The following is a 13,239-nucleotide window of genomic DNA, read 5'->3' as shown; positions in this document are numbered from 1 at the left end:
TAACATAAAATAGCAAACCTGAATTTTTATCTGATGATATTTATGTAATTTTCTCAAAAATTAATACCATTCAAAACTTTACTTTAAAAATGAAAATAGAAAACCTGAAGCCTTTCAACGGCCAGCACTGTGAAACTACTGCCACAGGAACATTATTGCGGCAAATAGGAATTGAGCTTTCCGAGCCTATGCTTTTCGGATTGGGTGAAGGTCTCAGCTTTATCTACTGGAATATGAAAACGATGGATTTCCCTTTCATCGGAGGACGAATAAAACCTGATTTGCTGACTCAAAATTTAGCTAAAAATCTGAATCTTGAATTAACAGTAAAAGAAACATCTTCACAGCAAAAGGCCTGGGAACAAGTAAAAGAACTTATCAATAATGGCCAGCCAGTAGGATTGAAAATGGATTGTTACCATCTGGAATACTTTTCAAATCCTTTTCATTTTGCCGGACATTATGCCGCGATTTATGGTTATGATCATGAAAATGCTTTTTTGGTGGATACCATACAACAGGGCGGACAGGTACAGACTTCCTTAAAAAGCCTGGCAATGGCACGGGCTGAAAAAGGGCCGATGTCTTCTAAAAATATGTATTATACTATCCGAAAAACAGAGCGAAAATTCGATCTGAATAAAGCGGTAATCACTGCAATCAAAAATAATGCTGCGGAGTATCTGAACCCGCCTATCACAAATATTTCTTATAAAGGAATCCTCAAAACAAGTACTGAAATTGTCAAATGGTTCAATACAAGTAGAGATATTGAAGGAGAATTTAAGCAAGCAGCTTTACTCATGGAAAAAGCAGGAACAGGCGGAGCTTTATTTAGAAATTTATATCGTGATTTTTTGAAGGAAAGTTATGAACTGCTTCAAATGGATCAGATAAAAAAAGGATATGAAGCCTTCTCAGAAATTGCTGAACTCTGGACGGGTGTTTCCCGGCTGTTTGAAAAAGTGAGCCAGACAAAAGAAATAAAATATATTCAACAGGCTTCGGATATCTTAAAAACCCTATCTGAAAAAGAGAGAGAAGCCATGGAAATTTTGGTCACATTATAGGATTTTTACACATATCATAAAAAAACGTATGCCAGTAGTGACATACGTTTTTTTTATATTTTGTGAAATAAAGACTACTTCCAGCCTCCGCCCAAAGCCTGGTAAAGCTCTACGGCTGCTTTCATTTTACTGTATCTTGCATTGGAAATGTTAAGCTCTGCATTCAATGAATTCACACTTGCATTCAACACTTCCAGATAGTTGGCCATACCATAATTAACCAATTCCTGGGAATAGTCAACAGATTTTTTGTAGGCATCCAGTTCTTTTTGCTTCAATTCAATGAATGAATCCTGTACAGAAAATACTCTGATGGCATCAGAAACTTCTTTTCCAGCTGTCAGAACAGTCTTTCTGAAGTTCAGATAAGCTGTTTCCTGATTGGCAAGACTTACGTCATAATTGGTCTGGATCTGCCTTTTATTTAAAATAGGCTGTGCCAGTCCTGCCACTACATTCGCAAACAATGAATTTACGCTGAATAAGTGGTCAATATCCACAGACTGCAATCCACCGCTTCCTGTCAGTTTTAAAGTAGGATAAAACTGAGCTTTGGCAGCATTCGTCAGTTGGAAAGCATTCATTAAGTTAAATTCTGCTCTCATGACATCCGGACGATTGGCCAGAAGCTGAGTAGGATACCCCAGTTTCAGATCAATCGGAAGCTTCTGTCCTTCCAATGTAGATCTTTCAATAGAATGGGAAGGCTCTCCCATCAAAAGGCTCATGGTATTTTCAAGCAGCTGGATCTGTGTATCAATATCAATCAATAATGATTTGGCATTGAAAACAAGAGCCTCACTCTGCTGTACTGCTACTTCAGTAACTGTCCCGGAAGTTTTTAAAGCCTTAGTAGCTTCAAGGTTTTTCTCTCTTACCGCAATGGTTTCCGTAATAATTCTCTTCTGCGCATCAAATGTCAGCAACTGATAATATGCAGATGCAATGGATGATACAAGGCTGCTTTTTACCGCTTTATGAGCTGCAACAGTTCCCAGGTAGGTAGCAAGCTGTGCTTTCTCCTGTGCCTTTAATTTGCCCCAGATATCTGCTTCCCATCCGATACTTGCCGTAATGTCAAACTGGTTTACATAACGTCTTTCCCCAATGATCTGCCCAAACTGGGTGTTAATAGACTGCGTCTGAAATGTGTAGTTGGGACCGATAGAAAGTGTTGGTTGATAAGCTGCTTTGCTTTGCTTCAGATACGCTTCTGCTGAATTGATACTTTCCAGCGCAATTCTGATGTCAAGATTATTCTCCAACGCCTTAGAGATATGCCCCTGCAATATCGGATCAGTAAATATTTCTTTCCATGAAATATCTGCAATACTGGTACTGTCCGAAGGGAGCATATCCGTACGGAAAAGCTTTTCGTCCACAACGTTCTTCGGCCTTTCATACTCTTTTCTTGCCATACAGGATGAGATGGCTCCGAGTATGAAAACTGAAAAAGTGATTCCTTTTATGATGTTTAATAAACTCTTCATTATTTTTAATTAGAAGTTAGAGTTTAGAAGTTAGAAGTTAGTTTTTAGACTCATTTCTAATTTCTAACTTCTAATTTCTTAAATCTTAATTTTATTCTGCTAAATTGATATCTTCTTTTTTGATAGGTTTAATTTTTTCCTGCAGTGTTTCAAAAATCACATACAGAACCGGAATTACAAATAATCCCAAAACAGTTCCTATCAATAGTCCGATGGCCGCACCCGTAGCGATAGATCTGTTACCTACGGCTCCAATTCCACTTGCCAGTACCAACGGTAATAAACCGAAAATAAAGGCAAACGATGTCATCAGAATAGGTCTCACTCTGGCTTTCGCTGCATTGATGGCTGACATCACAATCGTTTCTCCATGATGCCTTCTCTGAACAGCAAATTCGACAATAAGAATCGCATTTTTCGCCAGTAATCCCACAAGCATGATCAGGGCAATCTGGAAGTAGATGTTATTTTCCAGCCCCATAATCTTCTGACCGAAGTAAGCCCCCATTACTCCAAGAGGAAGAGAAATAATAACGATCAGCGGAAGGATATAACTTTCATACTGTGCAGAAAGGATAAAGTAAACAAAGATCAAACTTAGCCCGAAAATAAGAAGTGTTTGAGAGCCTGAATTTAATTCTTCTCTCGTTAACCCTGTAAATTCTACCGCGTAGTTTTGATTCAGGGTTTCATCCGCTACCTGTTGTACCGCAGCAATCGCATCCCCGGAACTATACCCGTCAGAGTTCGCTCCTGTCACCTTCACTGAAGTAAAAAGGTTATAACGGCTTACAGATTGTGGTCCGTATGCTTTTGTCAATGTTACAAACTGTGAAATCGGAGTCATGATCCCTGATCCTGTTCTTACATAAAGCTGATTCAGGTTTTCAATATTCTTTCTGTTTTCAGGAAGCGCCTGAACCATTACCCTGAACTGTTTTCCATACTTGGTAAAGTCTGCAGTATAAATTCCTCCGATATACCCCTGCATTGTCGCAAGAATGTCACTGACAGAAACACCAAGCTGTTTGCTCAGAGGAACATTTATTTCCATCTGATACTGAGGATATTTGGTATTGAATGAAGTCTGTGCAAACTGAATTTCCGGTCTCTGCATCAGCTTACCGATGAATTCATTGGTTTTGGCATCCAGATCAGCATATTCTCCACCTGATTTATCAAGCAATACCATTTCAAAACCTGCACTGTTACCAAATCCCGGTACACTAGGCGGCTGGAAGAATACCACTTTGGCATCAGGAACAGATCCTACAATTCCAAATAATTTTTTGGTAATATCTTCAGAAGTCTGTCCGTCTTTTTTTCTTTCTTCGAACGGTTTAAGTTTAACAAAGGCAAGACCGTTGTTACTCCCGTTCCCGGACAAGAACCCTCTACCTGTTGAGATCGTTACATTCTGCACACCCGGAACTTTCAGTGCTTTGGCCTGAAGTGTTTTCAAAGCATTATAAGTTCTTTCCATGGAAGCTCCCGGAGGAAGCTGTACATCTGTAAAGATAATCCCTCTGTCTTCTGTAGGTACAAACCCTTTCTTCATGCTGCTGCTTGCCCAGAATAAGATACCTCCGGTAACAGCGAAAATAATCAGGGTTACCCATTTATGTCTTAATAAGAATACAAATCCTCTTCCGTAACGTTCAGTAGTCGTTTTAAAAGCAATATTAAACTTATAGAAGAACTTCTGTAAAAGATTCAGATTTTTATATTCTGCATGATGCGCTTCGTGAGGTTTTAAAAATAATGAACATAAAACCGGACTCAGGGTTAATGCATTAATCGCAGAAATAATAATGGCTATAATCAGCGTAATACCAAACTGCTGGTAGAATACCCCTGTAGGTCCCGTAATAAAGGTTACCGGGATAAATACTGCTGCCATTACCAAAGTAATAGAGATAATTGCTCCTGTAATCTCATCCATCGCCTCTACAGTCGCTTTTTTAGCATCAGAAATACCATGCTCCATCTTGGCATGAACGGCCTCGACGACCACAATGGCATCATCCACTACAATACCAATCGCCAGTACCAATGCAAATAAGGTCAAGAGGTTTAATGAATATCCGAAGAGATTCAGAAAGAAGAATGCCCCCACAATAGATACCGGAACTGCGATAGCCGGGATCAGTGTAGATCTGAAGTCCTGAAGGAAAATATATACTACAATAAATACCAGAATGAAGGCCTCAATCAAAGTATGGACTACCTTTTCAATAGAAGCTTCTAGGAATTCGTTGGTATCAAAGTTGAAAGTATACTTTATCCCTTTTGGAAAAGTCCCTTCAGCTGATTTCAGATAGGCTTTGATATTTTTAATAATCTCCTGAGCGTTGGATCCCGGAGTCTGGAAGATCCCCATACTGATGGAAGGGTTGTTTCCGTTCTCCCCGATTCCTGTATAAGACTGTCCTGCCAGTTCCACTTTAGCAACGTCTTTCAGCATCAGGTTCTGTCCGTTTGCAAGAGATTTGATAATGATATTATCGTACTGTTCTTTATCGTTGAATTTACCTACATATTTGATGATATACTCAAAAGAACTTCCGCTGTTTTGTCCGATAGAACCTGCAGCGGCTTCTCTACTCTGCTCATTAATGGCATTGGTAACATCAGTAGGTGTTACACTGTAAGCAGCCATTTTTGCAGGGTCCAGCCAGATTCTCATTGAGTAGTTTTTACCCCCGAAAACGTTCGCATCCCCAACACCATTTACCCTTTTCAGATTGGGAATAATATTGATATTCAAAAAGTTCTGGAGGTATACATCATCAAGATCTTTATTTTCAGAATAGAAAGACATATACATCAGGGCACTGGTCTGCTGCTTCTGGGTTACTACCCCTGAACGCGTTACTTCGGCAGGTAACAGTGGCGTAGCTCTCGCCACACGGTTCTGTACGTTTACCGCTGCAATATCAGGATCTATTCCCTGTTTGAAGAAAACCTGGATCTGAGCAGAACCGTCGTTACCGGCACTGGAAGTGATATAATCCATACCTTCCACCCCATTGATCTGTTCTTCCAAAGGTACTACTACACTCTTCATTACCGTTTCGGCATTGGCTCCCGTATAGTTTGCGGAAACACTCACCGTAGGCGGTGCAATGTCCGGATACTGTGTAACCGGTAACGAGATCAGTCCCAGCACACCGAGAATCACAATCAGGATTGAGATTACGGTGGATAAAACCGGTCTGTTAATAAAGTTTTTTATCATTAGAATTTCGGTTTTATTGATTGAACAAGACTATCCATTTTAATTGGCTTCGGCTTTACTGCTGTTCCCGGTTTCAGACCTCCGATACCAGCTGCAATAACTCTTTCACCTTTATTAACTCCAGATTTGATAAGAGCCATATTGTCGATTCTATCGATAACATTCACAACAACGTTTCTGGCTGTATCACCTTTTTCTATCTTGTATACATATACAATACCCTGCTGCTCATAAGTAGCGCTTTCAGGCACTACAAGTACATTGTCATAGTGCTGAGGGAATCTGATCGTTCCGCTGTTACCATTACTTAATAACTTCTGAGCATTGGAGAACGCAACTCTGAACTGAATAGTCCCGGTTGTAGGATCAATCTGACCGGTAATGGCTTCAATTCTCCCTTTTTCAGGATAAAGACTTCCATTAGCCAGCTGAAGTTCAACCATGGGTAAGTTTTTGATTTTCTCAGGCATAGAGGCTCCCGGGGATTTTTCAAGGAAATCAAAATATTCTTTTTCATTCATGGCAAAGTAAGCATAGATCTCAGATGTATCAGAAATCGTTGTCAGAGGAGTCTGATCAGACGGGCCTACCAAACTTCCCACTTTTAATGGAAGCTTTCCGATTACCCCCGAAATAGGTGCACGGATAATGGAATATTCGATATTGGCCTCTACTCCTTTATAATTGGCTTCAGCCTGTCTTTTGGCTGCGTTTGCCTGCTGCAGCTGAGCCTGAGCCTGAGCCAGTTGTGCCTGTGCAGTCTGTAACTGTACGTTGCTGATGATATTTTTCTGAACCAAAGGTTTTAGTTTGTTAACTTCAACCTGAGCTGCATTTACAGAAGCCTGAGCCGCTGCAACACTGGAGGCTGCAGCACCGATTCCTGCTTTGGAAGCCGCCGCATTTTCATTCAGAATATTGGTTTCCAGACGGAACAGTGGCTGTCCTTTTGTAACATATTGCCCTTCATCCACCAATACCTGGGTAATATATCCCTGTATTTTTGCACGTACATCATTGTTTACCCTACCCTGGATGGTAGCCGGAAACGTCTGATAACCCACTATATTTTTTGACTCCACGGAAACAACAGGATAAGGCTTGGCGCCATCCTGCTTCGGAGCTTCTTTTTTGCAGGCAGTCAGTGAAAGCGCTGCAATGGAAAGTATAACTAGCTTATTATTCATTTTATAGTTTATTAAGAGATTCCTGAATATTTTCTATGTTTTTATTTAAGAGTGCTTTGTAAACTTCTATTCTTTCATTGTATCCATCGTCTTTACTTTTTTTAAAATTGTTTAAATCATCTAATAGTCTTAATTCGTCCTGCATTTTCTGGACAATTTTTTCGAATCGTATTTTTTTGTATTCATCATTGATGAAAAAGTACCGTTTCCGTTCATCCATCTTATTATGATCTACAATAAGCTGTGCATTGAGCAGTAATGAGATACTGGTAGAAACAGAGCTTTTACTTGCAGAAAGTACTTCAACAAACTCGTCAAAAGTAATTCCTACTTTCTCATAGTCAAAAAGAAGGTAGGAATAAATTTTCGATGCTAAAGGGGGTAGGCTGAACACGGTGCCATAGAATTTTACGGCATCCTGAAAAATTTTCTCATCAATTTCTATACTTTGGTGCATAATATAAAAATTTGAACAAAAGTAAAAATTAGTTCAGAACTAAACGAACAAACCTGATAGAGTTTATAAATACAGGCTGTTTTAAAAATTCAATGAAAGTTGATTTAACTTTTTACTTAAATTATAATCTTCTCAAATGCTTTTCTCATCCCGTCTCTCAAAAGAACCTCTCCGCAATAAGAATATCCTCTGCCTTCAAGGATTTTTAACATAGCGATATTGTCATGGTTGGTATCTACCTTAATACTCTGAATGCCATGGGATCTGGTAAATTCTTCGATATGATCAAAAAGCTTTTTTACCATACCCTGTCCTGCAAATTTTTCATCTACGGCCACTCTGTGAACTACTACAAATTCTCCATCGCTCAACCATGCTCCTTCAATGGTGCTGTATGCAGGCTCATCATTCAAAATCAGGGCTGCGTACACAGCAATCTGTCCATCAACCGTCAAAACATGTCCGAATCCTTTGGCAATATCACTTTCTACGGTTCCAAGATTTGGATATCCGTTCTGCCATTGAGTACTTCCGTCCTGTCTCCTCCTTTCAATAGATTGCTGAATGATTTCCCAAATAATGTCCCTGTCTTCAATTTTCGCTTGTCTTAGTTTAATCTCTGGATTCATACTGTAAATTTGATTAAAAGATTGAATGATTTAAACTCAGAAGAACTATCCTTCAATCTTTGAAATGTTTATCTTTTAAGGTTTTATTGAATTAAAAAACCGAAAACTAATTAAAATTAATTTTCGGTTCGAAGTAGTAAAATTTAAAATTATGAAATTGTTTATTGATTTTCACTTTGTTGAAGGTAAGCATCAATAATTTCAAATGCTCTTTTTTCTTCTTCCAGATCTACCATTACCTTCAGCGAAGTTGCTGTTGGCGTTGTGGTAAATGTAAGATAGTTATTTTCAACGGTGTTTGTAATCTGCGCGTCATCCAATTTAGACTTAACCAACTGAATTTCTGAAGGGTTATCACTTTCATAAACTGATACTCTCGTACTTCTTTCCATATTCTAATTGTTTGAGTATCTAAATATACGACGTTTTTTTTAAAATTACAAATCCCCTGTTTTAAATTTTATTAATATTATTTTCAATTTTGGTTAAAGCCAATTGAATTTCCTCTTGGGAAACATTCAAATGAGGTCTGAAACGAAGAGACTGGTCCCCGCATGGAAGAATGATCAATCCATCATTGAAAAGCTCGTTCATCAGGTGGTTTCTCTGTTCTGCAGTTGGAAGATCGATCGCACACATCAGTCCTCTTCCTCTTGCATTTGAAATTTTCTCAGGATACTTTTCAGCAAGAGCTTTTAAACTTTCCAATAAAAAGTCTCCAACTATTCTTGCATTCTCCACAAGGTTTTCTTTTTCGATCACTTCCATTACCAGCTGAAAACGGAGCATATCAATAAAATTCCCTCCGAATGTAGAGTTGATTCTTGAACTTTCTCTGAAAACATTGTTCGGAACCTGATCAAACTTTTCTTTATTGGCCAGTACCCCACAAACCTGCGCTTTTTTCCCGAAAGAAATAATGTCCGGTTTTGCTGTAAAATGCTGGAATGCCCACATTTTTCCGGTAATAGCGATACCTGTCTGAACTTCATCAAAAATAAGTAAGATTTCGTTGTCATCACAGATTCTTCTTAATCCCAATAAGAATTCGTCTCTGAAATGATTGTCACCGCCTTCAGCCTGAATAGGTTCTATAATGATACAAGCCACTTTATCGGGGTGCATCAGGATAGCCTCTTCAATCTGAAGCAAAGCAAGGTTTTCGTTTTTGATGGTTTCCTCAAGGTTGTCTTCTGTAATCGGGAATTTCAATTTTGGATTTAAAATTCTCGGCCAGTTGAACATCGGGAAATATTGATATTTTCTGGGATCAGAAGTGTTTGTTAAACTTAAAGTATAACCGCTTCTTCCATGGAAAGCCTGTTTGAAGTGGATGCAGATTCCTGCTTCAGTGTCTAATCCTTTTGCAAAATTTTTGCGGGTTTTCCAGTCGAAACATGCCTTCATTGCATTTTCAACCCCCAGCGTTCCGCCTTCGATAAAGAAAGCATACTGCAGCTCTTCAGGAATAACTACTCTTTCAAATACTTCAAGGAAATGGGCGTATTCTTCTGAATAAACGTCAGCCAAAGTAGGTTTGTTCACCGCCATTCTTCCCAGCCATTCTGATCTTTCTACGAGATAAGGGTGGTTGTATCCGATGGAAGCAGAGGCAAACATAGAGAACATATCCAGGTATTCTCTGTCTGTAAGTTTATCATAAAGCCATGAACCGTGTGATTTTTCTATATCCATCACAAAATCGAAACCGTCGGCCAGCACATGTCTTCCTACCGTTTCTTTTACTTTATTTGCTTTTATATCTAGTGTTTGTTCCATAATAAATTGTAGTGTGATTTAATAAGTGAATGATTAAATGATCCGAAGAATGAAGCATTTAATCATTCAGGTTATTAAGTTTTATGTTTTTGAATGCTTTAAGTAAAGCTTTTATAAATCAAATTTAATTCCTTGTGCTAAAGGAAGTTGAGCAGTGTAATTTATAGTATTGGTTTGTCTTCTCATATAGTACTTCCAGGCATCAGAACCAGACTCTCTTCCTCCTCCGGTTTCTTTTTCTCCACCAAAAGCACCACCGATTTCCGCACCGGAAGTTCCGATATTAACGTTGGCAATACCACAGTCTGAACCGGCATGAGAAAGGAACAGTTCCGCTTCTCTTAAATTCTGAGTCATAATCGCAGAAGATAATCCTTGGGGAACATCATTCTGGATAGCGATAGCCTCTTCTAATGTTTTGTACTTAATCAGATATAGGATAGGCGCAAAAGTTTCGTGCTGAACGATCTCATAAGAATTCTTTACTTCGGCAACGCAAGGCTTCACATAGCATCCGGATTCGTAATCTTTTCCAGATAATACTCCGCCTTCTACAACAAATTTTCCACCTTCTTTTTTACATTTCTTGATGGCAGCTTCGTACTGATTTACAGCATCAGTATCAATTAGCGGTCCTACATGATTGGTTTCATCCAACGGGTTTCCGATTTTCAGCTGACCATAAGCTTTCGCCAGTCTTGTTTTTACTTCGTCATATACACTTTCATGGATAATCAGTCTTCTTGTTGAAGTACATCTCTGTCCTGCAGTTCCTACCGCTCCAAAAACAGCTCCGATGATCGACATGTCGATATCTGCTTCTTTTGTAATGATAATCGCATTGTTTCCTCCTAATTCAAGAATAGACTTTCCGAATCTTTCTGCTACTTTAGAAGAAACCATTCTTCCCACTCTTGTAGATCCTGTGAAAGAAACAAGGGCAACTCTTTTATCATCTACTAACTTCTGTCCGATTTCGTGGTCTGATACCAATACGCTTGAAATTCCTTCCGGAAGGTTATTTTCCTTTAAAACTTCATTCATGATATTCTGGCATGCAATAGCACAAAGCGGTGTTTTTTCAGATGGCTTCCAGATGGTAACGTTGCCACAGATCCATGCCAATGCTGTATTCCATGACCATACGGCTACCGGAAAGTTGAATGCCGTAATAATTCCTACTACTCCAAGCGGGTGGTATTGCTCATACATTCTGTGGCCCGGTCTTTCAGAGTGCATCGTATATCCCTGAAGCTGTCTTGAAAGTCCTACAGCAAAATCACAGATATCAATCATTTCCTGAACTTCTCCAAGCCCTTCCTGTAATGATTTACCCATTTCATAAGAAACAAGTTTCCCAAGATCTTCTTTATATTTTCTTAATTTTAAGCCCAGCTGTCTTACGATTTCTCCTCTTTTGGGAGCCGGAATCAGCCTGAATTCCTGAAATGCTTTCTGAGCAGTTTCAATTACTTTGTCATAATCACTTTCTCCGGAAGTTTTTACTTTAGCGATCAGCTTTCCATCCACAGGAGAAATGCTTTCTATCACCTTTCCTGAAGCGAAATATTTCCCGCCCACTGAAGTCCCTTTGTTCTCTTCTTTAATACCAAGGTTTTTAAGTGTTTTTTCGATTCCGAAATCCTTTACTTTTTTTGACATAAAATCTTACTTTTCGTTCTCTCTAAAGATAAAAATATTATGTGAACCTCAAAACTTTAATTTTTATTATGCTTTTTATTTGGACTAATTATAAACATGCTTATCTTTGTAGAGTAATCATTTTGATAATCACCAATGGAAAATTCACAAGAAAATAACTCAAAGCTTAAAAAGTGGTTCAAGCGTGTGGGATGGGCTGGATTAGCTTTCTTTACCATTAAAGGCTTGATTTGGCTCGTCATATTCTACGTTGGAGCAGACAGTCTTCAGAGTTGTATAAAATAAAAAAGCAGAGAAATTTTCTCTGCTTTCTTTTTGGTATAAGGTTAAGTGAATTGTTATTTCTTTATTGAAAAGCTAAAAAAAGTGGTCTTTTTTATGTTTTCTGTAATTTAAAAAAAAGAGGATATCATAGATTTCAGTAAAAATATTCCCCAAAAAGATTATTCTTTTTCCTGATTCTTCCTTTTAAACTATTCTTTTTTCTTTCTCCCTGAATTGATAAGGCTTTGATGCAGCAGGTATTCTATCTGTCCGTTCACACTTCTGAATTCATCATTGGCCCACCTTTCCAGGAGTTTATATGTAGACTCATCTATCCTTATGACAAAGGATTTTTTGCCTTTGTTTTCCGAAGAGTTCTGAGCTTTTTCTGATTTCATTTTCTAAATTCTCTAACATTATTTCCGACTATCAGTGTAGAAGATCTCTGCACTTAATTTTAACCGTTAAATTTTACTTCTTAATTGTAAAGTGTTCCAGCATTTAATATAGGAGTTGCCGCTTTTTCACCGCAAAGAACCACCATTAAATTGCTTACCATTGCCGCTTTTCTTTCATCATCAAGATCAACGATATTTTCTTCGGATAGTTTTTTCAATGCAAGGTCTACCATTCCTACCGCACCTTCTACAATTTTGGTTCTTGCAGCAACAATCGCAGTAGCCTGTTGTCTCTGAAGCATTGCCCCTGCAATCTCTGAAGCATAGGCCAGGTGTGATATTCTCGCTTCCTGGATCACAATACCAGCCTTAGACAAGCGGTCTGTAAGCTCCTGCTCCAAAATAGAATTGATTTTATCACCTCCTTCTCTCAAGGTAATCGGAGCATGATCATCTTCTAAATTATCATACGGAAAGCTCATCGCCAAATGTCGAACAGCTGCCTCACTCTGCATTTTTACAAAGTCAGAATAGCGCTCTACATCAAAAGCAGCTTTGTAAGTATCTCCTACTTTCCATACGATAACCACAGCAATTTCAATAGGGTTACCCATTTTATCATTTACCTTCAGGGTCTGTCCCTGTAAGTTTTCCGAACGTAAGGAAATTTTCTGTGACGAATACAAGGGATTGATAAAGAATAATCCGTTCTCTTTTACACTTCCGACATATTTTCCAAAGAAGTTCAGTACCCTCGAATGGTTAGGCTGAATAATCATTAAGCCTTTTAAGAAAAAGCATGACAGAAGAAAGCAAAGCATTGAGATAACAACATAGGCTATACTTTGATCTACTCCGCTAATAAAGAAATAGACAGCCGCGGCAAACAAGGCAAGGCAGATAACCAGTGTAAGATAGCCCGACATGGGTTTTAATGTTTTTTCCATGATATAATTTTATTTTGATATTATTTTGATATCATAAAGATAGTAATGAATTTTGAATTATGAATGATAAATTTTGATTTTTTTGAGTTGCGAGGTTTGGGGTTCGGGGTTCGGGATT

At 38.5% G+C, this 13,239-nt stretch carries 12 protein-coding genes; 2 read left to right on the top strand and 10 right to left on the bottom strand.

The window, feature by feature from the left end; genetic code table 11:
- Nucleotides 1-89: 89 nt before the first annotated feature.
- Nucleotides 90-1,070: a BtrH N-terminal domain-containing protein gene (locus AC3FI7_RS02575; RefSeq protein ID WP_491461313.1), complete on the top strand. Its 981-nt coding sequence runs from the start codon at nt 90-92 to the stop codon at nt 1,068-1,070.
- 74 nt (nt 1,071-1,144) lie between these two features.
- Here AC3FI7_RS02575 and AC3FI7_RS02570 read toward each other — a convergent pair whose 3' ends face one another.
- The 8 genes from AC3FI7_RS02570 to amaB form a co-directional block, all read right to left on the bottom strand.
- Nucleotides 1,145-2,560, bottom strand: a complete 1,416-nt coding sequence (locus tag AC3FI7_RS02570) for a TolC family protein (RefSeq protein WP_142722505.1) — start codon at nt 2,558-2,560, stop codon at nt 1,145-1,147.
- Nucleotides 2,561-2,651: 91 nt separating this feature from the next.
- On the bottom strand, nt 2,652-5,798 hold the full coding sequence (locus AC3FI7_RS02565) for an efflux RND transporter permease subunit (RefSeq protein ID WP_142722504.1): 3,147 nt from the start codon (nt 5,796-5,798) through the stop codon (nt 2,652-2,654).
- Entirely contained in the window at nt 5,798-6,985 is a 1,188-nt protein-coding gene (locus tag AC3FI7_RS02560; RefSeq protein ID WP_142722503.1) for an efflux RND transporter periplasmic adaptor subunit, read from the bottom strand. Before AC3FI7_RS02560 ends, AC3FI7_RS02565 begins: the two co-directional genes overlap by 1 nt.
- Nucleotide 6,986: 1 nt before the next feature.
- Entirely contained in the window at nt 6,987-7,442 is a 456-nt protein-coding gene (locus AC3FI7_RS02555; RefSeq protein WP_034694378.1) for a hypothetical protein, read from the bottom strand.
- Between the two features lie 116 nt (nt 7,443-7,558).
- Nucleotides 7,559-8,071, bottom strand: a complete 513-nt coding sequence (locus AC3FI7_RS02550; RefSeq protein WP_142722502.1) for a GNAT family N-acetyltransferase — start codon at nt 8,069-8,071, stop codon at nt 7,559-7,561.
- A 161-nt stretch (nt 8,072-8,232) separates the two neighbouring features.
- Complete coding sequence (locus AC3FI7_RS02545; protein ID WP_142722501.1) at nt 8,233-8,463, bottom strand: DUF2007 domain-containing protein; 231 nt, start codon at nt 8,461-8,463, stop codon at nt 8,233-8,235.
- Between the two features lie 61 nt (nt 8,464-8,524).
- Nucleotides 8,525-9,850 (bottom strand): L-lysine 6-transaminase, encoded by a 1,326-nt coding sequence (gene lat, locus AC3FI7_RS02540; protein WP_491461312.1) that lies wholly within the window; start codon nt 9,848-9,850, stop codon nt 8,525-8,527.
- Between the two features lie 111 nt (nt 9,851-9,961).
- A complete protein-coding gene (amaB, locus tag AC3FI7_RS02535; protein WP_491461311.1) occupies nt 9,962-11,512 on the bottom strand; it encodes an L-piperidine-6-carboxylate dehydrogenase in 1,551 nt (516 codons plus the stop codon).
- Nucleotides 11,513-11,647: 135 nt separating this feature from the next.
- On the opposite strand from amaB, the gene AC3FI7_RS02530 reads away from it, so the two are divergent.
- Nucleotides 11,648-11,797: an FAM210 family protein gene (locus AC3FI7_RS02530; protein WP_047375093.1), complete on the top strand. Its 150-nt coding sequence runs from the start codon at nt 11,648-11,650 to the stop codon at nt 11,795-11,797.
- 188 nt (nt 11,798-11,985) lie between these two features.
- Here AC3FI7_RS02530 and AC3FI7_RS02525 read toward each other — a convergent pair whose 3' ends face one another.
- Together AC3FI7_RS02525 and AC3FI7_RS02520 are read right to left on the bottom strand one after the other, a co-directional pair.
- Nucleotides 11,986-12,174, bottom strand: a complete 189-nt coding sequence (locus AC3FI7_RS02525) for a type II toxin-antitoxin system antitoxin (protein WP_142722498.1) — start codon at nt 12,172-12,174, stop codon at nt 11,986-11,988.
- An 80-nt stretch (nt 12,175-12,254) separates the two neighbouring features.
- Nucleotides 12,255-13,121 (bottom strand): SPFH domain-containing protein, encoded by an 867-nt coding sequence (locus AC3FI7_RS02520; protein WP_491461310.1) that lies wholly within the window; start codon nt 13,119-13,121, stop codon nt 12,255-12,257.
- Between the last annotated feature and the right edge of the window lie 118 nt (nt 13,122-13,239).

The sequence above is a fragment of the Chryseobacterium sp. TQ-BC-N36 genome (assembly GCF_058382295.1).
The sequence above is the reverse complement of the archived record's forward strand: the minus strand, read 5'-3'. Positions and strand labels throughout refer to the sequence as shown.